Origin of the sequence: Trueperella bernardiae (assembly GCF_030246965.1) — a bacterium.
GTDB lineage: Bacteria > Actinomycetota > Actinomycetes > Actinomycetales > Actinomycetaceae > Trueperella > Trueperella bernardiae.
The window spans coordinates 1,514,926-1,538,098 of record NZ_CP127099.1 but is presented as its reverse complement, the minus strand read 5'-3'; the positions used below and the strand labels follow the sequence as shown (position 1 = coordinate 1,538,098).

Below are 23,173 nucleotides of genomic sequence, written 5' to 3'. Positions count from 1 at the left end.
ACACGAAGGCGCTATGGTGCCAAACGCTGTGGCCGGTTCGGTCATCGCTACCCGCAAGGGTATGTGGGGCGTGAAGGATACGGGCGACACCACCGGCTTTACCGGGAACGAAGAGGTCGCCGTCATCGCCCCGCCGTCGTCGCGCCCGTACGGCGGCTGGTTCGACGAGGTGGTGGACATCATCATCGAGCTCGCCCAGGCTGACGGCCTGACCGAGCGTGACGTCATCGAGAAGATTTCGGTGGACCGCGGCCAGCTGGTCATCTTCATCAAGCGTGAGCGCCTGCCGCTCGTGGCGCGCTACCTGCGCGACGACCAGGACCTGCGCTTCGAAATGTGCCTCGGTGTCTCGGCCGTGCACTACCCGATGGACAAGGGCCGCGAGCTACACGCGTACTTCCCCTTCTTCTCCATCACCCACAATCGCATGATCGCCCTCGAGGTCACGTGCCCCGACGACGACCCGCACATGCCCTCCATCTGCTCCGTCTACCCGGGCGATGACTGGTCCGAGCGCGAGGCGTTCGACCTCATGGGCATCATCTTTGACGGGCACCCGGGTCTGACACGCTCGGCGATGCCCGACGACTGGGTCGGCCACCCGCAGCGCAAGGACTACCCGCTTGGCGGCATCCCGGTTGAGTACAAGGGCGCAGTTATTCCGCCGCCGGATACACGGAGGGAGTACAACTAATGAATTCCACATACGCGACCCGCGCAGCGACCGAAGAGTCGATGGAGAACGCCAAGATTTACGAGGCCGTGGGCGGGGATTGGGGCGATATCGCCAAGGACGCTGAGGAGCTGGGCGAAGAGCACATCGTCGTCAATCTCGGCCCGGTCCACCCCTCCACGCACGGCGTTTTGCGCGTCCAGGTTGAGCTTGACGGGGAGCGCGTGAACGAAGTTCGCGCCGCCACCGGCTTCCTCCACACCGGTATCGAGAAGAACATGGAGTACCGCACGTGGACCCAGGGCGTGGCGTTCTGCACGCGCATGGACTACGTGGCGCCGATCTTCCAGGAGGTCGGCTATTGCATGGCGGTGGAGAAGCTGCTCGGCATCGAGGATCAGATCCCCGAGCGCGCCCAGGCGATCCGCGTGCTGCTCATGGAACTCACCCGCATCAGCTCCCACATCGTGGGCATCGGCTCGGGCGGTAACGAGCTCGGCGCCACCACGATGCTGACGCTAACCTTCCGCCTGCGCGAGGACATCCTGCGCATCATGGAGGACATCACCGGCCTGCGCATGAACAACGAGTTCATCCGCCCCGGCGGCGTGATGGAGGACCTGCCCGAAGGCGGCATCGACTACATCCGTGAACTGCTCCCCGGCATCCGTAACACGATCTCGGAGATGCAGGACCTGACGATGGCGAACCCGATCTTCTTGAAGCGCCACGTCGACGTCGCGGTCTCTCCGCTGTCGGCCCTCATGGCCCTGTCGATGACGGGCCCGTCGGTGCGCGCCGCTGGCGTGCCGTGGGACCTGCGCAAGACCCAGCCCTACTGCGGCTACGAGAAGTACGAGTTTGACGTGCCGGTGGCCGACAAGTGTGATGCGTACAACCGCATCAAGGTCAAGTTCGAGGAGTGCTACCAGTCGATCCGCATCATCTACCAGGTGCTGGACGAGCTGGAGAGGACCGCCGGCGATCCGGTGATGATTGACGACAAGAAGATCGCCTGGCCCGCCCAGCTCTCGATCGCTTCCGACGGCCAGGGCACCAGCCCCGAGCACGTGCGTCACATCATGACCGAGTCGATGGAATCCCTCATCCACCACTTCAAGCTGGTCACGGAGGGCTTCCGGGTACCGGCCGGCCAGGCCTACTCGATCATTGAGCACGCCAAGGGCGTGCTGGGCGTGCACCTGGTCTCCGATGGCGGCACGCGTCCCTACCGCGCGCACTTCCGCGATCCGGGCTACAACAACCTGCAGTCGCTGGCGCTCATGGCGGAGGGCGGCCTGCTGGCTGACCTCATCATCGCGCTGGCCGCCGTCGATCCCGTGATGGGAGGAGTGGACCGCTAATGGCTACGAATTACACGCCAGAAGTCGAGGCGCGTCTTCGCGCCGACGCCGCCGAGGTCGTCTCGCGCTACCCGCAGTTGCGTTCGGCTATCATGCCGCTGCTGCACCTCGTGCAGTCCGAGGATGGTTTCTGCTCGCCGCGTGGCATCACGCTGGTCGCCGACATCCTGGGCCTGACCCGCGCGCAGGTGTCCGCGGTTGCCACCTTCTACTCGCAGTACCGGCGCCACCCCAACGGCGAATACAACGTGGGCGTTTGTACCAACGCGCTGTGCGCCGTCATGGGCGGCGACCAGATCTGGGACGAGCTCACCGACTACGTCGGCGTGGGCCACGACCAGACCACGGAGGACGGCAAGATCACGCTCGAGCAGCTCGAGTGCAACGCGGGCTGCGACTACGCGCCCGTCGTCATGGTCAACTGGGAGTTCTTCGACAACCAGACCCCGGCGTCGGCGAAGCAGATCGTGGACGACATCCGTGCGGGCAGGGACATCCACCCCACGCGCGGCCCGGAGAAGGTGCACACCTTTAAGGAGATTTCCCGCGTGCTGGCCGGCTTCGAGGACGGCCATGTCGACGAGGGCCCGGCGGCCGGTGAGGCCTCGCTGCGCGGCCTGAAGATCGCCCGCGAGCACGGCTGGTCCGCGCCGAAGGCAGTGGAGGAGACGAAATGACTGAGTTTTCACCCGCAGGACCCCTCTCCCCGGTGCTGTCTGACACTTGGGACAAGGAGCGCTCCTGGACGCTCGAGACGTACCGGGCGAACGGCGGCTACCAGGCGATCAAGAAGGCCTGGGAGATGGCGAAGGAAGACGGCGCGATCACGAACGTGATCAAGGACTCCGGCCTGCGCGGCCGTGGCGGTGCAGGCTTCCCCACGGGCCTCAAATGGTCCTTCCTTCCCGCTCCCGACGGCGGCCCGCGCTACCTCGTGGTCAACGCTGACGAGTCGGAGCCGGGCACGTGTAAGGACATCCCGTTCCTCATGGCGAACCCGCACCTGCTGGTGGAGGGCATGATGATTTGCATGCTCGCCATCGGCGGCCACCACGGCTTTATCTACCTACGCGGCGAGGTCGTTCACGTCTATCGCCGCCTGCTCGCTGCCGTGCGCGAGGCCCGCGAGGCCGGGCTGCTGGGCAAGGGCCTGGGCCCGAACGGCGATTACGACCTGGACATCACGGTCCACGCCGGCGCCGGCGCCTACATCTGTGGTGAGGAGACCGCGTTGCTCGATTCGCTCGAGGGCTTCCGCGGCCAGCCGCGCCTGAAGCCCCCGTTCCCAGCGGTTGAGGGCCTGTATGCCCGCCCCACGGTAGTCAACAATGTCGAATCGATCGCCTCGGTTCCCGGCATCATCAACCACGGTGCTGACTGGTTCCAGGCGATGGGCGCCGATACGAAGAACTCCCGAGGTCACGGCATCTTTTCTCTGTCCGGCCACGTGAAGAACCCGGGTCAGTACGAGGCCCCGTTCGGCATCACGATGCGCGAGCTGCTGGAGATGGCCGGCGGCATCCGCGACGGCCACGAGCTGAAGTTCTACGCGGTGGGCGGTTCCTCGGCGCCGCTGTGCACGCCCGATCACCTGGACGTCCCGCTCGGGTACGACGAGGTGGCGGCCTCCGGTTCCATGCTCGCCACGCGCGCCATCCAGGTATTCGATGAGACCGTGTCGGTGGTCCGCGTCGTGTCGCGGTGGACCGACTTTTACCAGCACGAATCGTGCGGCAAGTGCACCCCGTGCCGTGAGGGCACGTACTGGATGCGCCAGCTCATGCACCGCTTCGAGGCTGGAAAGGCCCGCGAGGGCGAGATCGAGTTGCTGTACGAGATTGCCGACAACATTTTCGGACGTTCCTTCTGCGCGCTTGGCGACGCGGCGGCCACCCCGATCCGTTCTGCCATTGACCTGTTCCGGTCCGAGTTTGAGGCTGGCTACACGACGCCGGCCGCCGAGCTCTTCCCGCCTGAGAAGTCCGTCCTGTTCCGCGAAGTAGGTGTTCAATGACAACCACTGATCACGCACCCGTCGATCTTGTCACGATCAAGGTTGACGGCAAGGAGGTCTCCGTTCCGAAGGGGACGCTGATCATTCGCGCCGCCGAGAAGATCGGCGTGCACATCCCGCGTTTCTGTGACCACCCGCTATTGGCGCCCGCGGCGGCCTGCCGTCAGTGCCTCGTGGAGGTGGCTACCCCGAACCGTGAGGGCGTGGTGGCGAAGATGCCTAAGCCGCAGCCGGCGTGCGCGGTGACGGTGTCGCCGAACATGGAGGTCTTCACGGCCGCGTCCTCGCAGGTGGCGGAGAAGGCCCAGCACGGTGTCATGGAGTTCCTGCTCATCAACCACCCGATGGACTGCCCGGTGTGTGACAAGGGCGGCGAGTGCCCCCTGCAGAACCAGGCGATGACGGACGGCCGCGGGGAGTCGCGCTTCATTGACATCAAGCGCACCTATCCCAAGCCGATCTCGGTGTCCTCCCAGATCCTGCTTGATCGCGACCGTTGCATCCTGTGCCAACGTTGCACGCGTTTCTCCACGCAGATTGCGGGCGACGCCTTCATCCAGCTTCAGGGCCGCGGCGGCGGTTCGGCCGGGCGCGAGGTCCACGGCCTGCACGGCTCGCAGATCGGTAACTTCGACGCCTCGGTCCTCGACTTCGCGGTCGAGGGCGGCCACGCCCCGGACGTGCTCAACGATTACTCGGGCCCGGACGGCGATTCGGGCCGCGAGGTCGGCTTCTCGGCCGGCCCGGTGGCCGTGGGTGAGATGGACGTGACGGGCAAGCCGTTCTCCTCCTACTTCTCCGGCAACGTCATCCAGATCTGCCCGGTGGGCGCGCTGACGTCGGCGGCCTACCGCTTCCGCGCCCGCCCGTTCGACCTGGTCTCCGTGCCCTCGGTTACAGAGCACGACGCCTCCGGCTCCGCCATTCGCGTCGACTACCGCCGCGGTACCGTGGTGCGGCGCATGGCCCAGGAGGACATGGACGTCAACGAATCGTGGATCACGGACAAGGACCGCTTCGCCTTCCGCTGGCAGACCGGCCCGGATCGCCTCACCTACCCGCGCATCGCGGGGGAGGAGGGCCCGATCTCGTGGTTCGAGGCCCTTGAGGCCGCCGCCGATGGGCTGAATGCGGCGAAGGCCAAGGGCGTCGGCGTCATCACCGGCGGCCGCCTGGCCCTCGAGGATGCCTACGCGTATTCCAAGTTCGCCCGCGTGGCGCTCGGCACGAACGATATCGACTTCCGCACCCGCCGCGGCAGCGCCGAGGAGGACCAGTTCCTCGCGGCGCACGTGGCCGGCACCGAGCTCGGCGTCACCTACGCCGACATCGAGCATGCCGGGCACGTTCTCACGGTGGGCCTGGAGGCCGAGGACGAGATCGGCTCGGTCTTCTTGCGCCTTCGCAAGGGCGTTCTGGCGAAGACCACGGCGGTCACGGTGGTCTCCGCCTACAAGACGCTGGGCACGTCGAAGATGAACGCTCGCTTCCTGCCGGCGGTGCCGGGTACGGAGGCCGAGGTGCTCGACGCGATCGCCGCGGGCGGCGCTGAGGGCTTCGGCGAGGCGTTCGCTGATCTTTCCGCCGCCGGCTCCATCATCCTCGTGGGTGAGCGCGCGGCCGACACCCCGGGCGCGCTGTCCGCAGCCGTCCGCCTGGCCGAGCGCACGGGCGCGCGCCTCGCGTGGATCCCGCGCCGAGCGGGCGACCGCGGTGCCGTGGACGCCGGCGCCATGCCGAACCTGCTACCGGGCGGTCGCCTCGTGTCCGACGCCGGCGCCCGCATCGACACGGCGGCCGTGTGGGGCGTGGACTCGCTCCCCGCCACCCCGGGCCGCCACACCGAGCAAATCCTGGCCGCGGCCGCGGCGGGCGAGCTCGGCGCGATCGTGCTCGCGGGCGTGGAGCTGGCCGACCTGCCGGCCGGCGCCGCCGATGCCCTGCGCAACGTGTTTGTGGTCCAGCTTGAGGTGCGCGACACCGAGACCACCGCGCTTGCCGACGTCGTCCTGCCCGTGGCCCCCACGGCCGAAAAGGGCGGCACGTTCGTCAACTGGGAAGGCCGCCTGCGCCCCTTCGGGCAGACCATCGTGTCCAAGGCCCTCGCCGACCGCAAGGTCCTGACCGAGCTCGCCACCGAGATGGGTGTCGACCTCGGGCTGGAGACCCTCAAGGCCGTCGTCGAGGAAATGGCCGAGCTGCGCCGCTGGGACGGCACGCGCGCCGAGCTGCCGAACGAGGCCCCGGCTCCCGCCCCCACCGTGGGCGCGGGTCAGGCCGTGCTCGCCTCCTGGAAGCAGATGATTGACGCGGGCGCGCTGCTAAGCGGCGAGCCCCACCTGGCCAAGACGGCCCGCAAGCCCGTGGCGGTCATGAGCCCCGCCACCGCGAAGAAGGCCGGCGTCACCGGCGCGGTGAAGATCACCGGCCCGGCGGGCTCGCTGAGCCTCGACGTCGCGGTGGTCGACATGCCCGACGCCGTGGTGTGGGTCCCGCAAAACGCTGTCGGTTGCGCCATCGCGACGCTCGGAAGCCGGCCAGGCGACCTCGTCACGATTCAATCGGAGGTAACGAAGTGAATCTCTATACCGTTGGCGGAGTCGCCGCAGACTTCTCGCAAGACACGTGGTGGATCTGGGTGATCAAGGCGGTCGCGATCGTCGTCTTCCTCATTTTCTCCGTGATCTTCGCGCTGTGGTTTGAGCGCCGGCTGATCGCCAAGATGCAAAACCGCCTCGGCCCGAACACGGTTGGTCCCCTCGGCCTTGGCCAGTCCTTCCCGGACGCCATCAAGCTGATCCTGAAGGAAGACTTCTGGCTGGCGGGCGCCGATAAGGTCATTTACGCGATCGCGCCGGCCATCTCGGCAACGTGTGCGTTCGTGGTTATGGCCGTGCTCCCGGTGGGCCCGGGCGTGTCGATGTTCGGCATCCACACCCCGCTACAGTTGGCCGACTCCCCGGTGGCGATGCTCTTCGTGCTGGCCGCCGCGGCGCTCGGCGAATATGGCCTGGTGCTTGGCGGCTGGTCCGCGAAGTCCACCCTGCCGCTGTACGGCTCGGTCCGCGCGGCTACCCAGATGATTTCCTACGAGCTGGCCGAGGGCCTGTCGCTCGTGACGATCTTCATCACGGCCGCCACGATGTCCACCTCGGGCATCGTCGAGGCCCAGACCAGTCTGTGGAACGTCATCTTGCTCATGCCGGCCTTCCTCATCTTCCTGGTGACGATGTTCGGCGGCACCAACCGCCTCCCCTTTGACCTCACCGAGGCCGAGGGCGAGATCGTGGCTGGCGCGCACCTGGAGTATTCCTCCATGAAATTCGGCTGGTTCTACCTGGCCGAGTACGTCAACATGCTCAACATGTCGATGCTGGTCACCACCCTGTTCTTCGGCGGCTACCGCTCGGGCCCGATCCTCACCTCGCTGTTCGGCTTGTGGGGCGGGGACCCGAACGTGGGCTGGTTCCCGGTGCTCATCTTCGTGGCGAAGATGTGGACCTTCATGGCCCTGTTCGTCTGGGTGCGCGGCACGCTGCTGCGCTTCCGCTACGACCAGTTCATGCACCTGGGCTGGAAGGGCCTCATCCCCGCAGCCCTCGGCTGGCTGGCGATCGTCATGATCGTGGTCGGCATCAACATGGTGGTGCGGATCAACATGGTCCCCGTGCTCACGATCCTCGCCGTCGGCTACTCGCTCATCCTGCTGATCTGGGCTTTCGGTGATGACACGGTGAAGAAGACCCAGCAGGAGATCATCGCGGAGCGCGAGTCGGAGGAGTTCGACGGCTTCGAGAACGGCTACCCCGTTCCGCCGCTTCCCGGCCAGCACCTTCCGCCGTCGCCGCGTGCGCGTGGCCGTGCGACGATCGACACGCAGACCATTGAGGAGGCCTAAATGTCTGAAGACACCAACGCTCCGCGCTTCGAGCAGCCGGATCCGGCGCTCTACAGCCCCACGAAGAAGGGCCCGATCGGCAACTTCTTCGCGCCGGTGGCCGGATTTGGCGTGACGTTCTCGACCATCTTCCGCCCCACGGTCACGGAGGAGTACCCCTTCAAGAAGGTCCCCACCCGCCCGCGCTACCACGGCCTGCACAAGCTCAACCGCTACGCGGACGGGCTGGAAAAGTGCATCGGCTGTGAGCTGTGCGCCTGGGCCTGTCCGGCGGACGCTATCTACGTCGAGGCCGCGGCGAACACCCCGGGGGCGCAGTACTCGCCGGGCGAGCGCTACGGCCGCGTCTACCAGGTCAACTACCTGCGTTGCATTTTCTGCGCGTACTGCATCCAAGCGTGCCCCACGCGTGCGCTGACGATGTCGAACGACTACGAGATTGCAGGCCCCACCCGCGAGGACATGATTTACGAGAAGCACCAGCTCCTCGTTCCGCTCGCCGAGGGCATGCTCAACCCGCCCCACCCGATGGTGGAGGGCACGACGGACGCCGACTACTACCAGGGAACTATTACCGGGCCCACGCAGGAGCAGATCGACTGGGTTAAGGACAACCGACCCGACGATCCCTCCCTCTCCACGGCGCGGGCCACCCAGAAAGCTGAGGTCGCACAATAATGCCCACCCAGCCTCTTGAGATTTCGCTCGGTGAGACGATCATCTTCGCCCTCATGGCGGTGGCGATGGTCGCGCTCGCCGTCTACGGACTGCTCATTGCGCGCAAGGCCGTCTACTCGGTCGTTTCCGTCATCTTCATCATGGTCGGCCTGGCCGTGCTCTACACCGCGCTGGAGGCGCCCTTCATGGGCGTGGCCCAGGTGGTGGTCTACACGGGTGCCATCCTCATGATGTTCCTGTTCGTGCTCATGCTCATCGGCGTGGATTCCTCCGATTCTACACACGAGACACTGAAGGCCCAGCGCCCGGTGGCGATCGTGGGCGGGATTGGCGTGGCCGGGATCCTCATTGGCGTCGTGCTCGGCGCGGCGAACCCGGCCGCGGTTGGCCTTGCAGCCGCGAACGCGAACGGCAACCCCGTCGGAGTCGCGCAGTCGATCTTCACCAACCACATCCTCACCCTTGAGCTCACCGGCACGCTCCTCATCGTGGCCGCGCTTGGCGCGATGACGCTGACGCACCGTGATCGCATCCACGATCCGATCACGCAGGAAGACCGCGCCCACCAGGGCGTACGCGACTTCGTCACGGACGGGCGCCACATCGGCAACAAGCCGAACCCGGGCGTCTACGCCGAGTCGAACTCGTCGGCCAACCCGGGCCTGACCGCCTACGGCCAGCCGCTCGATCTGTCGGTCAACCGCGTGCTGCAGGTGCGTGGCCAGATGCGCACGGTCGGCCAGATCTCGCCGGCCACCGTGGAACGCATCGCCACTGGGACCGGCGTCTCCGGCCCGTCAACGTACGGCGTCACCGGCCGCGCGACCCTCGCGGGCATGCCCGGCGAGCTCGCCCCCGATCACGACGCCGCCCTGGCCCGCCTCGAGCAGCTTGAGAGCGGAGCGGATGTGCCGAGCGCCAGGGAGGTCGCTGACGCGGCCGAGACCACTGCCGAGCTGACGGATAAGACGGAGGAGTAAGCCATGGATCTGATGTACTACGTGGTCCTCGCGATCATCCTCTTCGTGGTGGGCGGCGCGACCGTCCTCACCCGCCGCAACGGCGTCATCGCCCTGCTCGGCGTTGAGATCATGCTCAACTCGTGCAACCTGGTGCTCATCACCTTCTCCCGCATGTGGGGCAACCTTGAGGGGCAGGTCTTCGCCTTCTTCGTCATAGTGGTGGCTGCCGCCGAGGTCGTGGTGGGCCTGGCGATCATCGTGTCCATATTCCGTACTCGCAGGACGGCGTCGTTGGACGGCGCCAACCTCATGAAGAACTAGGCAGGTGCGAGCATTGACTAGCATTTTTGCGGAAAGCACCGTGGCTGTCGCAAGCGCGACGGGCGCGGCGAGCCTCATCTGGCTGGCCGTGGCCATCCCGCTTGTCAGCTTCGCGATCCTCCTCCTGGCAGGCAAGGCTGCTGACGCGTGGGGCCACTGGCTGGCGATCCTCGCCTCCACGGCGTCGTTCGTCATCGGCGCCGCCGCCGCCCTGCAACTGCTGGGGATGGACGCGAGCGCGCGCGTGGTCGAGACCACGCTGTATGAGTGGATCCCCGCGGTGGGTAACTTCGCGGTGGACTTCGGCACGCGGGTCGACCCGCTGTCGATCACGTTCGTCCTGCTCGTGACCTTCGTGGGCACCCTCATCCACATCTACTCCGTGTCCTACATGGAGCACGATCCGGCCCGGCGTCGTTTCTTCGCCTACCTCAACCTGTTCGTGGCAGCGATGCTACTGCTCGTCCTGGGCAACTCCTACGTGGTGCTGTTCTTCGGTTGGGAAGGCGTGGGCCTGGCGTCCTACCTTCTCATCTCGTTCTGGAACCACGTGCCCGAGTACGCCACCGCCGGTAAGAAGGCGTTCGTCATGAACCGTGTGGGCGATCTGGGCATGCTGATCGCGATGATGGCGATGGTGGCGAGCTTCGGTTCGGTGAAGTTCACCGACGTGTCGGCCGGTGTGGCTGGCGTTTCCGAGGGCACGGCCGCGTTCATCGGGGTATTCCTCCTGTTGGCCGCCTGCGGTAAGTCGGCGCAGTTCCCGCTGCAGGCATGGCTGGGGGACGCGATGGCGGGCCCGACCCCGGTCTCGGCCCTCATCCACGCCGCCACGATGGTGACCGCCGGTGTCTACCTCATGGTTCGCTCCGGCGCCGTCTACCAGGCCGCGCCCACTGCCGCTCTGCTCGTGGCCCTCATCGGCCTCATCACGCTCGTCTTCGGCGCGATCGTCGGTGCGGCGAAGGACGACATGAAGAAGGTCCTCGCGGCCTCCACCATGTCGCAGATCGGCTACATGATGCTGGCGGCGGGCCTCGGCCCGGTGGGTGCTGGCTTCGCGATCTTCCACCTCGTCACTCACGGCTTTTTCAAGGCCAACATGTTCCTTGGTGCCGGCGCTGTCATGCACGGCATGAACGACGAGGTCAACATCCGCGGCTTCGGTGGCCTGGCTAAGCACATGAAAATCACGTTCTACATGTTCTTCGCCGGCTACCTGGCGATCATCGGCTTCCCGCTGCTGTCCGGTTTCTACTCGAAGGACAAGGTCATCGAGATCGCGTTCACGGGCGAGGGCGCGCTTCCGTGGATCTTCGGCACGATCACCGTGCTCGTGGCGGGGCTTACCGCCTTCTACATGTCGCGCCTGTTCTTCGGGATCTTCCTGGGGGAGGAGCGCTGGGCGAAGGAAGGCCCGGACGCCAAGCACCCGCACGATCCGTCGCCGCTCATGTGGATCCCGATGGCGCTGCTCGCCCTCGGCTCCCTCGGCCTCGGCGCGGTCCTCAACTACACGGGCTTCCTCACCTGGCTTGAGCCGGCGATCGGCCACGTCGCCCACGAGGAGCCGGTCTTGCCGGTCCCGGTCATCACGGGCGTCACGCTCGCCATCGTGGCGATCGGCGTCGGGCTCGCCTGGAAGATGTACGTGGCCACCCCGATGCCCAAGGCAGCACCGGTGGGCAACGGCCTGACCCGCGCCGCGCGCGTGGATCTCTACCAGGATCAGATCAACGAGGGCCTGTTCATGAACCCCGGCCTCACGCTCGTGGCAGGCACCGACGCGCTCGACCGCGGCGTGGTGGACGGCCTGATCCGCGGGGTTGGCAAGCTGCCGTCCGTCGGATCGGTCGTGGGCAAGTTCCAGACCGGTTACGCCCGTAACTACGCCAGCTACATCACCATCGGCCTGGTCCTGGCGCTCATCGTCGTCGTCGCGGCCGCGCTCTAGGAGGACAAGAGGTATGCAATTGCAAACTGTTTCCGAAGCTGGCTTCCCCTGGATCACAGTGATGATCGGGCTCGCCCTGCTGGGCGCGCTCGCGCTGTGGCTGGTCAAGCCGCTGCGTTCGGCGGCCCGCCCGGTGGCGCTGGGCGTGTCCCTCCTCGTGGCCGGCGTTTTCGTCGGCGCGATGATCTCGGAGTTCGAGGTGGCGAGCTCGGCGCGCGTCCAGCTAGCCGAGACCTACTCGTGGATTCCGCAGATTGGCGTGTCGCTCGCGTGGGGCATCAACGGGATGGGCGCGGTCATGCTCGCGCTGTCCGTGTTCCTCGTGCCGGTGGTCATCCTCGCGTCGTGGACCGAGGTCGACGACGACCGGCAGGGTGGCTACCTCGCCTGGATCCTCGCCCTTGAGGCGATCATCATCGGCCTGTTCGCCGCGCGTGACCTGTTCCTGTTCTACGTGCTGTTCGAGCTCATGATCCTGCCGATCTTCTTCATGATCGGCCGCTACGGCAAGGGGGAGAGGCGCGGCAAGGCCGCGATGAAGTTCCTCATCTACTCGCTCGCCGGCGGCCTCATCATGCTGGTGGGCGTCATCGCGGTCTACGCCTACGGGCCGGGCGGCTCGGGCGGCTTCATGATCGATAACCTTGCTGCGGGCTCGCAGATGTCGGCTGCGGCGCAGATATGGATCTTCCTCGCCTTCTTCATCGCGTTCGCGATCAAGGCCCCGATGTGGCCGGTGCACACCTGGCTGCCCGACGCCACGGAGGAGGCCCCCGCAGGCACCTCCACCTTGCTGGTGGGCATCCTGGACAAGATGGGTACGTTCGGCATGATCGCGATCTGCCTGCCGCTGTTCCCCGACGCCGCCGCCGCGGCCGCGCCGGTGATCATCGGCTTCGCGCTCGTGTCGATCATCTGGGGTGCGCTCATGGCGATCGCCTCGGACAACCTCATGCGCCTCGTGGCGTTCACCTCGGTGTCCCACTTCGGTTTCATGGTCATGGGTATCTTCTCCGGCTCATCGATCGCGATGGCCGGCGCGATCCTGTACATGGTGGCGCACGGTATTGGTACCGCGGGCCTGTTCCTCATTGTGGGCTTCCTCGGCGAACGCGGGGGCTCCCACCTCATTTCTCGCTACGGCGGCTGGCAGCGCGTCACCCCGATCCTGGCCGGCACGTTCATGATCTCGGGCCTTGCCACGATCGCCCTGCCGGGCCTGTCGGGCTTCATCCCCGAGTTCATGGTCCTCATGGGCACGTACGGCGTGCTACCGTGGGCGGCGCTCATCGGCGTCGTCGGCGTCGTGCTCGCCGCGCTCTACATCCTTCTGCCGTACCAGCGGGTCTTTACCGGCCCGAAGCCGGAGGAGCAGGTGGCGGACCTGGGCGGGCGCGAGAAGACGGTCATGGGCCTGCTGATCGCGGCCATGCTCGTCCTCGGCTTCTTCCCGTCCATCGCACTCGACGCCGTCAACCCCGTGGCCGAGCAGTACGCATCCACGCTGACGGTCACCGCTGAAGGGAGCACCAAGTGAATCTCGAAATTCAATGGATGGCAGTCCTGCCACTGTTGATCGTCCTCGGATCGGCCGTGCTGGGCACCCTCTTTGAGGCGTTCGTGCCCCGCCGCGCTCGCCGCACCGTGCAGGTGACCCTGTCGCTCGCCGCGCTCGCCGCCGCCCTGGTGGTGCTCGTGTGGCGCTGGACGGAGACCCAGGCCGATGGCTCCACGGTGCAGCCGCTGGCCCTAGCAATCCACGCCGACGGCACGGTGGCGGTCAGCCTCGTGGAGGACGCGATGTCGCTCATCGCGCAGGTGGTCATCGTGGTCGGTGCGCTCCTGTCCTTCCTGGTGATCGCCGACCGCACGCAGACCCGCGAGGGCGCGTTCGCGGCGGCCGCCGCCACCCGCCCGGGTTCGTCGGAGGAGCGAGAGTTTAGCCGGCTTGGCCGCCAGCAGACCGAGGTCTACCCGCTGGCACTCTTCGCCACGGGCGGCATGATGGCCTTCACCTCGGCCTACGATCTGCTGACCTTCTTCATCGCGCTCGAAGTGCTCTCTCTTCCGCTCTACGTCCTGTCGGCAACCGCGCGCCGCAAGCGCCTGCTGTCGCAGGAGGCCGCGCTGAAGTACTTCATCCTCGGCGCTTTCTCTTCGGCGATCTTCCTCATGGGTTCGGCGCTCATCTACGGCGCCACCGGCTCCCTGTCGATCGAGGCCCCGGTGCTGCTCATCTCGCGCGGCCAGGGTCTGGCGACACCGGTTCTGCTGACGGTCGGCGTCGTGATGGTGGTCATCGGCCTGCTGTTCAAGGTGGGCGCCGCGCCGTTCCACGCGTGGACCCCGGATGTCTACCAGGGCGCCCCCACGCCGATCACCGGTTTCATGGCCGCTGGTACGAAGACCGCCGCGTTCGTGGCCCTCATGCGTGTGTTCATCCTGCTGGTGGCCCCTGTGTGGGATTCGATCAACATTTTCATGTGGATCGTTATCATCGCTACGATCGTGATCGGCACGGTCATGGGTCTGGTGCAGACCGACATCAAGCGCCTGCTGGCCTACTCCTCGATCGCGCACGCCGGCTTCATCCTCATTGCTGTCACGGCGATCAACATCATTTCTAACGCCGAGGTCACGCTCATCGCGGTCCCCGCGGTGCTGTTCTATCTGCTGGCTTACGCGGTGGCCACCGTGGGTGCGTTCGGCGTGGTGACGCTCGTGCGCGAGCGTGACGTTCAGGGCAACATCCTGGGCGAGGCCACGAAGCTCTCTAGCTGGGCGGGCCTGGGCAAGCGCAACCCGGTGCTGGCCGTGTCGATGACGATCTTCCTCCTGTCGTTCGCGGGCATCCCGCTGACCGGTGGCTTCATCGGAAAGTTCGAGGTCTTCCGCGCCGGTATCGAGGGCGGCCTGGCCGTGCTCGTGGTGCTGGCGGTGCTGGCCTCGGCTGCGACCGCGGTGTTCTACTTCCGCTTGGTCCAGCTCATGTTCTTCCGTGAGCCAGAGGGCGAGTCGGTGGCCGTGGTCGAGTCGGAGGGCATGTCGATCGTCGCGATCGTCATCGCCGCGATCACCACGATCGCGCTCGGCGTGGTGCCCTACTTCGCGCTCGACTTCATCATGGGATCGTTTGCGTGAGCGTCACGGATGTCCTAGCCAGCGACGACCCGCTCGCCCGCCGGCTCGCCGCGCGCATGGAGGTGGTCGAAGACCGCCTGCGATCGGCGTGCCGGGTGGACGACGTCGTCGTCGATTCGGCCACCTCCTACCTCGCCGACGCCGGCGGCAAGCGGTTGCGGCCGCTGCTGACGTTGCTCGCGGCGGAGGTGGGCCCGAACCCCGATTCGCCGGACGTCATTGACGCGGCCGTGGTCATGGAGCTGACGCACCTGGCCTCGCTCTACCACGACGACGTCATGGACGAGGCACCCAAGCGGCGCGGCGTTCCGACAGCACAGTACATTTTCGGTAACTCCTCGGCGATCATGGCTGGCGACGTACTGTTCTCGCGCGCGTCTAAGATTGTGGCCGGGCTGGGGCAGAAGGCGATCTACATGCACGCCGAGTCTTTCGAGCGCCTGTGCATGGGCCAGCTGCACGAGACGGTGGGCCCGCAGGCGGGGGAGGACCCGATCGAGCATCACCTCAAGGTCCTGTCCGGCAAAACGGGCTCGCTCATCGCGGCATCCGCCCACCACGGCGTCATGGCCGCGGGCGGCCCGGACGAGGAGAGTGAGGCGCTGGCCGCGTTCGGCGAACGGATCGGCGTGGCCTTCCAGATCGCCGACGACGTCATCGATCTGGTCTCCGACCCCGAGCTCACCGGCAAGACTCCGGGCACTGACCTGCTCGAGGGCGTGCCGACCATGCCCACGCTTCTGCTTGAGCGCGCGGCTCAGGAGGGCACGATCGACGACGACGGGCGCGTGATCCTCGACTTCCTCGCCGAAGGCAACCTGGAGGCGGGGGACCGGCTGGCCACGGTGGTGGGCATGCTCAAGGCGCACGACGTGGTCGACCAGACGCGGCAGCTCGCCCGGCAATGGGTGGACGACGCGCTGGGATACTTGGAGGGAATCAAGGACCGGGAAGTCTACAGTTATCTGGTCATGTTCGCCCACGGGATGGTCGAACGTATGGCGTGACGGCGTTGTCGTAACGGGGGCTCACACGCGAAAGCGTCAAGGTCGCGAACGGAAGCGCAGGGTGTACGTGCCCTGCGCTTCTTCGTAGGCGAACGGTGAGGCGGACAATTGCGGCTGGGGGCCGGGGAACGGCTAGAATGGCGGCAGTCTTAAAAGGAGCAAACGTGCGCAAACTGATCGATAAGATTCTCCGGGCAGGCGAGGGGAGAACCCTGAAGAAGCTCGAGGGGATCACGCGGCAAGTCAACGAGCTGGAAGACGCCTTCAAGGAGATGAGCGACGAGGAGCTCAAGGCTCAGACGGCGGAATTCCGCGAGCGCTACCAGGAGGGCGAGTCCCTGGATGACCTGCTGCCGGAGGCATTCGCGGTGGTGCGCGAGGCGTCGGTGCGTACGCTCGGCCAGCGGCACTACGACGTGCAGATCATGGGGGGTGCCGCCTTGCACCTGGGCAACATCGCGGAGATGAAGACCGGTGAGGGCAAGACTCTGGTGGCCACGCTCGCCGCCTATCTCAACGCGATCCCGGGGCGCGGCGTGCACGTGGTGACGGTCAACGACTACCTGGCCTCCTACCAGTCGGAGCTCATGGGCCGCGTGTTCCGCTACCTCGGGATGACCACCGGGTGCATCACCACGGGGCTCAGCCCGGCCCAGCGGCGCGAGCAGTACGCGTGCGACATCACGTACGGCACGAACAACGAGTTCGGCTTTGACTACCTGCGCGATAACATGGCGATGAGCCTGGACAACCTGGTCCAGCGTGAGCACAACTTCGCGATCGTGGACGAGGTGGACTCGATCCTCATTGACGAGGCGCGTACCCCGCTTATCATTTCGGGCCCGGCCGAGGGGGATGCGAACAAGTGGTACACGATGTTCTCCCAGGCGGTGGGCTCGCTCAAGCGCGATATTGACTACGAGGTCGATGAGAAGAAGCGCACCGTGGGCGTGCTCGAACCGGGCATTGACAAGATTGAGGACATACTGGGGATCGACAACCTGTACGAGTCGGTCAACACCCCGCTGATTGGCTACCTCAACAACGCGATCAAGGCCAAGGAGCTGTTCGCACGCGACCAGGATTACATCGTGGCCGACGGCGAGGTGCTGATTGTGGACGAGCACACGGGCCGCGTGCTGCCCGGGCGCCGCTACAACGAGGGCATGCACCAGGCGATCGAGGCGAAGGAGGGCGTGGCGATCAAGGCCGAGAACCAGACGCTGGCCACGATCACGCTGCAGAACTATTTCCGCCTGTACGACAAGCTGTCGGGCATGACGGGCACGGCAGAGACCGAGGCGGAGGAGTTCGCCTCCACCTACGACATCGGCGTGGTGCCGATTCCGACCAACCGTCCGATGCGGCGCGTTGACCACACGGACCTGGTCTACCCCACGGAGCGCGGCAAGTTCGCGGCGATCGTGGAGGACATCAAGGAGCGGTTTGCCACGGGCCAGCCGGTGCTGGTGGGTACGGCGTCGGTGGAGAACTCGGAGAAGCTGTCGGCCCTGCTGAAGAAGGCGCACGTGCCGCACGAGGTGCTCAATGCCAAGCAGCACGAGCGCGAGGCAGCGGTGGTGGCGATGGCGGGCCGCAAGGGCGCCGTCACGGTGGCGACCAACATGGCTGGTCGAGGCACCGACATCATGCTCGGCGGAAACGCCGAGCACATCGCGGTGGACCTCATGGCCAAGCGTGGGCTGGACCCGGAGGAGGACGCCGAGGAGTACGAGAAGGTGTGGCCCGAGGTGCTGGCCGAGGCCAAGGCGGCCGTGGCCAAGGAGCACGACGAGGTGGTGGAGCTGGGCGGCCTGTACGTGCTCGGCTCGGAGCGCCACGAATCGCGCCGCATTGACAACCAGCTGCGCGGACGATCAGGGCGTCAGGGCGACCCGGGCGAGTCGCGGTTCTACCTCTCACTCGACGACGACCTCATGCGCCTGTTCGGCAACACGCGCGCCACGGACCGCTTCAAGAACGGCCCGGAGGACGAGGTGCTCGACTTCAAGATCCTGAGCACCGCGATCGAGCGCGCCCAGACCCAGATCGAGGCGCGCAACGCCGAGATGCGCAAGAATGTGCTGAAGTATGACGACGTGATGAACGAGCAGCGCTCCACCGTCTACGCCGAGCGCCGGCGCATTCTCGAGGGTGAGGACGTGGAGGACCAGATCAGCTCGTTCATCACCTTCGTGGTTGACGACGTCGTGGGCAGCCACACGGTCGGTTCGGCCGACGAGTGGGACATGCACGCGCTGTGGATGGACGTGAAGGGCATCTACCGCCCGTCGTTCACAGACGAGGAGCTCATCGAGGCTCACGGCGGCGACCAGCGCGAGCTGAGCCGGAGCACGGTGCGTGACGAGATCCTGGAGGACGTGGAGACGATCTACCACGAGCGCGAGGAGGAGCTGGGCTCTGAGCAGATGCGCAACGTGGAGCGCGAGGTGCTGCTGACCGTGCTGGATCGCAAGTGGCGCGAGCACCTGTACGAGATGGACTACCTTAAGGAAGGCATCGGCCTGCGCGCGATGGCCCAGCGCGACCCGCTTGTCGAATACAAGCAGGAGGGCTACCACATGTTCCAGCAGATGAATGACTCGATCCGCGAGGAGACGGTGCGTCACCTGCTGAACTTCGAACTGCCCTCCGAGCGGATGGCCCGCGAGGCGTTGGAGTCCGCGAAGGCGGCGCTCGCTGCGGGTGAGGGCGGTTTCATCGGCCAGAAGGCTCCCGTGCAGCCGCAGCAGTCGACCGAGAAGATCCTGGGCATCAAGCGGCCCGAGTCGCAGAAGCTGTCCTATTCCTCGTCAGCCGGTCAGAGCGGGCCCGCGGCCCAGCGTGGACCGGCGGCGGGCAACAAGCCTCCGGTGGGCACGTTCGGCAACGCTCTGACGCAGGGCCAGGGCCAGCAAGGTGGCGAGGCGGACCCGTACGCGGGGATGAATCGCGCCCAGCGGCGTGCGGCCAAGCGGCGCAAGTAGGAGCCCGCGGGTGGCGCGGCCCGGTGGCGGACGCTACCGGGCCACGTTGGATAGGTGCGTTAAAAGAAACTGGACGATTTCCGGGTGATCTCCTCATATAAGAAGATCGGCCCGAAATCGTCCAGTTTATTTCAATCGTTGCTCGCGAGTTCGTTGGCAGGGGCCCGCGGGGGTGGCCGGGCCCCACTTAGATGATCTCGAGGGCGGTCACGTGCCACCGGCCGCGGCGCACCTCGAGCCGGGCGGCCGCCGCGCGGGTGCGTTTGCCGTCGAAAACGACGAGCGAGACCTCGGCGACCCCGTCGCGCGGCTCGCACACCCGCACACGCTTGATGCGCGGCGGCATGCACTTCTCGGCCCGGCCGAGCACGCGCTGGGCGAGGCCGGCGCGGCGGGTGAGGGCCTCGTAGACGTCGGGGTGCATCCAAGTCTGGAGCTGGCGGGCGGGCCGGTGGCCCATGAGGACCTCGATGGACTGGCCGACCACGCGGGCGGCGAAGCGGTCCGGCGGGGTGAGCTTCTCGGTGGTCTTGCCCGATTCGCCGTTGTACATGAGCCTGTCGATGCGTGGCGAGGTGAAGGCTGCGCGGTCGAAGCCCTCGCCGTTGGAGGGCGCAGGCAGGGACTGCGAGGACCGGCCTGGGTAGCTCTTCGGGAGCTGGCGCGGTGGCGGCGGGGGAGGGGCGACGTGGACCTTGTGATCGAGTAGTGCTTGGCTCATGGGGTGTCCTTAGGGAAGTGTGATGATTTGGCCGGGACGGATGAGGTTCGGGTCGTCGCCGATGACGCCCTTGTTAGCGAGGTAGAGGTCGAGCACGATGTCGGCCAACTCGGAGTCGTTCGAGGGGGAGTAGTAGTCCCTGGCGATCGACCACAGGCAATCCCCGGCTTCCACGATGTGGGTGCGTTCCGAGATGAGCGTGGCTCCCGCTGTATGATCGACCCTGGCGATCGGCGCCGACTCGCGCGTGGCTGCGAGGGCGGCGTCGTGGAGCGGCTTGCCGATGCGAGGTGCTTCGGCGGCGGCGACTGGTCCGGCCTCCGGTAGGGGCGCGACCGCGGTTTCGGACGCGACGGCGGGGTCGGCGTCGTGAATGGCTCCGGCCGGCTCGTAGAGCGTGCTCGCGGAGGGCAGGGGAGCGCCCCAGCTGAGATCGACGTCGGCGGAGGCGGGAGCGATGAAGCTGCCGGCAAGCCCGGCGGCGGCGATGCCCTTGAGGATCGGCGGACCCCAACGGGCGACCCGTGCGCGCAGGGTGCGGCTTCCGGAGCGGGAGGCGCGAAGGAGTGCGAGCGCGGCGATGAGATACCACAGGACCACGAGCGCGATTGCCACGGCGGACGCGGCGACGAGCACGGCCTCCAGGTCCTGCTGGGGTGCGCCGGTGTGGGACGGGTTCATGTCGACTCCAATGATGCTGTTTGGTGTTGTTTGATGCTGTGTGATCGAGTTTGGTGCTGTTTGATGGCGTGCGCGAGTGGGTATACCCGGTAAGTCGAAGGGTGAGATGCGCGACGGTGTGGAAAGTGGAGCGCTCGCGGGCGACCGGCCGTAGCCTGTGCCTATGGATTGGACGATTCTTGCTGAGGCCATCGCCTCCGAAGTGGAACAAGGCGAGCGCGACGAACTCGACGCAGAGGTGGCCGACCTCGCCGACGCCGAACGGGCCACGCTCACGGTGGGGGACCGCCTGCGGGGTGCCGTGGGAGCGAGCATCGAGGTGGCCGTGCGGGGCTTGGTGCTCGACGGCGTCGTCGAGGCGGTGGGCGAGGGCTGGTTCTTGCTCACGGACGCCACCCACGAGCACATCGTGCTCACGGAGGCGGTGGTGAGCCTCAGCCGCGTGTCCTGGGCGCAGACGCCGGGAAGTGGCCTGCCGGTCAGCGTGGGGTCGTTCGTGCGCCAGCTCCAGGACACCTACGTGGCGCTGCGCGGGCCGGACGTCAACGTGGCGGGCCGGGTGGTCGGCGTTGGGCGCGACCACCTGCTGATTGAAGAGGAGGGCGGGGATCGGTACGGTTCGTACGCCCAGCCGTGGGAGGCCCGCTACGATTTCGGGCAAAGGGAACGGCTATCGCAGATCGTCATTCCGATCGATGCGATAGCCGTGATGAGCCAGGCGAGGGTGAACCGCGGGGTTTAGAAATCCTCTCCCGACGCGATTTTTTCTCGGGTGGCCGCGTAGGCGCGCTCGACGTACTCGGTGAGCACGGCGTCCTCAATGCGCCACTGGCCGCGTCCGCCTACCTGAATGGCAGGAAGTTCGCCATTCTTGATGAGCGTGCGTACCTGTCCGGCCGAGACATTCAGGTACTCGGCGACATCAGCGATTGTTAGAAACCTAGACATAGCTAGAGTGTCCCATCTACTAGCGACCGACGCTTGAACTGTACACGGGTGTTAAGTCCTGTGGAAAACTGTGAACGATTTTCGCGAAATATGCAACGGTTGAGCCATGACGATATCGAAATATCTACCGTGGAAGGATCCGCGGCTGGCCATTGGAGTGCTTCTCATTGCGGGTGGCGGGCTCGCGGGCTCGGTCGTGCTGGGTGGGGAATCCTCTGTCCCGTTACTGCGCGCGAGCGCCCCGGTCGCGGAGGGTAGCGTGCTAAGTGAGAGCCAGTTCACAGTGGTGGAGCTGCCCGAGCGCGTGGGGGCCGAGTACGTGAGGAGCGGGCAGATTCCTGACGGCGCCGTGGCAACTCACGCTCTTCAGCCCGGCGATCTTCTCCCGACCTCCGCCCTCGGCCAGCCAGGCGCGCTTGCCGACGTGACCATCCCGCTGCTCGTGGCGCCCGCCTCGAGCGTGGGGGTGGGGTCGCAGGTGGATGTGTGGCGCGTGCAGAACGCGACCATCAACACGGCCTCGGGGGCGAGGCTCATCGCGCAGGGCGCGGTGATCGTTTCCGTGGAGGTCGGGGGCGTGGGCTCGCAGACCGCCGCCCAGATCCGGGTGGCGCCAGCCGACGTGCCCGGGATCCTCGAGGTGCTCGGCACCCAGGACGGGCTGGTGCTCGTGGGGAAGGCCGGCCAATGATCCTCCTATGTTTGCCCGCCCAGCTTGAGGAGCAGGTGGTGCGCGGCCTGGCGGCGTTCGGCGAGGAGGTCCGCATCGCCCGCCGGTGTGCCGACCTGGCCGAGGTCATCGCCGGGGTTGAGGCCAACCTGGGCAAGATCGTGTTGCTGGGCGACGATCCCGCGCTCGACCTCTCGGCCGTCACCCGGCTCGCCGCCGCCGGCGCGCGCGTGGGTGTGGTGCCGTCCTTCCGGCCGGTCACGGCCATCAACGCGCTCGGCGCGGTGCCCGTGGCCGAGTCGGAGATGGTGGACTTCGTGCGCGGGTCCACGCCCGTTGAACCCGTGGCGGCACCGATGCGGCGGGGCCGGATCATCGCCGTGTGGGGGCCGGGCGGGAGCGTGGGGCGATCGGCGCTCGTGCGAGACCTCGCGGCGGTTGCCCCGAACGTCGTGGTGGTCGACGCCGACACCCACCGCCCCAGCCTGTCCCAGCTCTACGGGCTGGAGGAGACGTCTGCCATCGTGGCCCTCGCCCGGCACATCGAGCGGGGCAAGGACCCGGCCGAGCTCATCGACGCGGTGCTGGTGGAGCTGCCCGGGCGCGGGGCTGATAAGCCTGGCCGCATACTTGCCGGCCTTAATACTGGCGAGCGCTGGAGGGAGTTGCCCCGGGTGGTGGTCGAGCGCATGTGGGAGCCGCTCGCCGCATCCGCGGACGCGGTGATCGTGGACCTTTCCGGTGGGATGGAGGCGCGGCCCTCCCGCGAGGACCGCCACGCCGCCACCCGCTCGGCCGTGGAGGCGGCGGACGTGGTGGTGCACGTGGGCGCCGGCACGCCCGTGGGGTTGCGGCGCTTCCTCGAACACCTCGACGCCCTGGGCAGTGACAGGCTTGGCGAGCACCACGGGGTGGTCCTCCTCTCCGAGCACGGACTGGGCGTGGACGGTAAGGCGAAGGTCCTCTCGCTCCTCGCCGACGCACCCGTGCCGATTCACTTCCTGCGCGCTGATCGGCGGCGCCTCGAACGCTGCGAGCTCCAGGCCCGCGACATGGTGGGTACCTACCCGCGTTCTGGCTATGCCAAGGACGTGCGGGCCCTGTGGGAGGTCATCGGCGCCGCGGGCGCATAGCGGCGGGGGCATCAGGCGAGC

The 23,173-nt window shown here is 66.8% G+C and carries 20 protein-coding genes; 17 read left to right on the top strand and 3 right to left on the bottom strand.

From position 1 onward, the window contains the following. Nucleotides 1-13: 13 nt before the first annotated feature. The 14 genes from QPC17_RS07080 to secA all read left to right on the top strand — a co-directional run bounded on the left by QPC17_RS07080 (nucleotide 14) and on the right by secA (nucleotide 18,999). Complete coding sequence (locus tag QPC17_RS07080) at nucleotides 14-694, top strand: NADH-quinone oxidoreductase subunit C (RefSeq protein ID WP_251769217.1); 681 nt, start codon at nucleotides 14-16, stop codon at nucleotides 692-694. Next, nucleotides 694-2,037 (top strand): NADH-quinone oxidoreductase subunit D, encoded by a 1,344-nt coding sequence (locus tag QPC17_RS07075; RefSeq protein ID WP_062613385.1) that lies wholly within the window; start codon nucleotides 694-696, stop codon nucleotides 2,035-2,037. The genes QPC17_RS07080 and QPC17_RS07075 overlap by 1 nt, the downstream gene beginning before the upstream one ends. Further along, entirely contained in the window at nucleotides 2,037-2,714 is a 678-nt protein-coding gene (nuoE, locus tag QPC17_RS07070) for an NADH-quinone oxidoreductase subunit NuoE (RefSeq protein ID WP_285347155.1), read from the top strand. The genes QPC17_RS07075 and nuoE overlap by 1 nt, the downstream gene beginning before the upstream one ends. Continuing rightward, nucleotides 2,711-4,051 carry an NADH-quinone oxidoreductase subunit NuoF gene (gene nuoF, locus QPC17_RS07065; protein WP_070445902.1) on the top strand — a complete coding sequence of 447 codons (1,341 nt, stop codon included), beginning with the start codon at nucleotides 2,711-2,713 and terminating at the stop codon, nucleotides 4,049-4,051. Before nuoE ends, nuoF begins: the two co-directional genes overlap by 4 nt. After that, on the top strand, nucleotides 4,048-6,630 hold the full coding sequence (locus QPC17_RS07060) for an NADH-quinone oxidoreductase subunit G (RefSeq protein ID WP_062613390.1): 2,583 nt from the start codon (nucleotides 4,048-4,050) through the stop codon (nucleotides 6,628-6,630). The genes nuoF and QPC17_RS07060 overlap by 4 nt, the downstream gene beginning before the upstream one ends. Beyond that, nucleotides 6,627-7,949, top strand: coding sequence for an NADH-quinone oxidoreductase subunit NuoH (gene nuoH / locus QPC17_RS07055; protein ID WP_062613393.1), 1,323 nt, complete (start codon nucleotides 6,627-6,629; stop codon nucleotides 7,947-7,949). The genes QPC17_RS07060 and nuoH overlap by 4 nt, the downstream gene beginning before the upstream one ends. Beyond that, nucleotides 7,950-8,627, top strand: a complete 678-nt coding sequence (gene nuoI / locus QPC17_RS07050; protein WP_062613394.1) for an NADH-quinone oxidoreductase subunit NuoI — start codon at nucleotides 7,950-7,952, stop codon at nucleotides 8,625-8,627. Then, on the top strand, nucleotides 8,627-9,607 hold the full coding sequence (locus QPC17_RS07045; protein WP_062613395.1) for an NADH-quinone oxidoreductase subunit J: 981 nt from the start codon (nucleotides 8,627-8,629) through the stop codon (nucleotides 9,605-9,607). The genes nuoI and QPC17_RS07045 overlap by 1 nt, the downstream gene beginning before the upstream one ends. Nucleotides 9,608-9,610: 3 nt before the next feature. Further along, nucleotides 9,611-9,910, top strand: coding sequence for an NADH-quinone oxidoreductase subunit NuoK (gene nuoK / locus QPC17_RS07040; protein WP_285347154.1), 300 nt, complete (start codon nucleotides 9,611-9,613; stop codon nucleotides 9,908-9,910). Between the two features lie 40 nt (nucleotides 9,911-9,950). After that, on the top strand, nucleotides 9,951-11,864 hold the full coding sequence (gene nuoL, locus QPC17_RS07035; RefSeq protein ID WP_285347153.1) for an NADH-quinone oxidoreductase subunit L: 1,914 nt from the start codon (nucleotides 9,951-9,953) through the stop codon (nucleotides 11,862-11,864). Between the two features lie 13 nt (nucleotides 11,865-11,877). After that, on the top strand, nucleotides 11,878-13,401 hold the full coding sequence (locus tag QPC17_RS07030; protein WP_068538658.1) for an NADH-quinone oxidoreductase subunit M: 1,524 nt from the start codon (nucleotides 11,878-11,880) through the stop codon (nucleotides 13,399-13,401). Between the two features lie 17 nt (nucleotides 13,402-13,418). After that, entirely contained in the window at nucleotides 13,419-15,005 is a 1,587-nt protein-coding gene (gene nuoN / locus QPC17_RS07025) for an NADH-quinone oxidoreductase subunit NuoN (protein ID WP_068538737.1), read from the top strand. Continuing rightward, complete coding sequence (locus QPC17_RS07020) at nucleotides 15,002-16,012, top strand: polyprenyl synthetase family protein (protein WP_062613399.1); 1,011 nt, start codon at nucleotides 15,002-15,004, stop codon at nucleotides 16,010-16,012. The genes nuoN and QPC17_RS07020 overlap by 4 nt, the downstream gene beginning before the upstream one ends. 137 nt (nucleotides 16,013-16,149) lie before the next feature. Further along, nucleotides 16,150-18,999 (top strand): preprotein translocase subunit SecA, encoded by a 2,850-nt coding sequence (secA, locus tag QPC17_RS07015; protein WP_219619333.1) that lies wholly within the window; start codon nucleotides 16,150-16,152, stop codon nucleotides 18,997-18,999. Between the two features lie 187 nt (nucleotides 19,000-19,186). Here the strand turns inward: secA and QPC17_RS07010 are convergent, their stop codons facing one another. Continuing rightward, entirely contained in the window at nucleotides 19,187-19,720 is a 534-nt protein-coding gene (locus QPC17_RS07010) for an Rv3235 family protein (protein WP_083200551.1), read from the bottom strand. Nucleotides 19,721-19,729: 9 nt separating this feature from the next. Further along, a complete protein-coding gene (locus QPC17_RS07005; RefSeq protein WP_285347152.1) occupies nucleotides 19,730-20,401 on the bottom strand; it encodes a LysM peptidoglycan-binding domain-containing protein in 672 nt (223 codons plus the stop codon). A gap of 163 nt (nucleotides 20,402-20,564) precedes the next feature. On the opposite strand from QPC17_RS07005, the gene QPC17_RS07000 reads away from it, so the two are divergent. Next, entirely contained in the window at nucleotides 20,565-21,143 is a 579-nt protein-coding gene (locus tag QPC17_RS07000; protein WP_068538662.1) for a hypothetical protein, read from the top strand. Here QPC17_RS07000 and QPC17_RS06995 read toward each other — a convergent pair. After that, complete coding sequence (locus QPC17_RS06995; protein WP_062613404.1) at nucleotides 21,140-21,349, bottom strand: helix-turn-helix domain-containing protein; 210 nt, start codon at nucleotides 21,347-21,349, stop codon at nucleotides 21,140-21,142. The two genes, QPC17_RS07000 and QPC17_RS06995, sit on opposite strands and share 4 nt — an antisense overlap. A 106-nt stretch (nucleotides 21,350-21,455) precedes the next feature. Between QPC17_RS06995 and QPC17_RS06990 the strand changes: the two genes are divergently transcribed. Together QPC17_RS06990 and QPC17_RS06985 are read left to right on the top strand one after the other, a co-directional pair. Beyond that, on the top strand, nucleotides 21,456-22,040 hold the full coding sequence (locus QPC17_RS06990; RefSeq protein ID WP_143601995.1) for an SAF domain-containing protein: 585 nt from the start codon (nucleotides 21,456-21,458) through the stop codon (nucleotides 22,038-22,040). After that, nucleotides 22,037-23,152, top strand: a complete 1,116-nt coding sequence (locus tag QPC17_RS06985) for a CpaE/TadZ family protein (protein WP_145989861.1) — start codon at nucleotides 22,037-22,039, stop codon at nucleotides 23,150-23,152. Before QPC17_RS06990 ends, QPC17_RS06985 begins: the two co-directional genes overlap by 4 nt. Nucleotides 23,153-23,173: the final 21 nt, after the last annotated feature.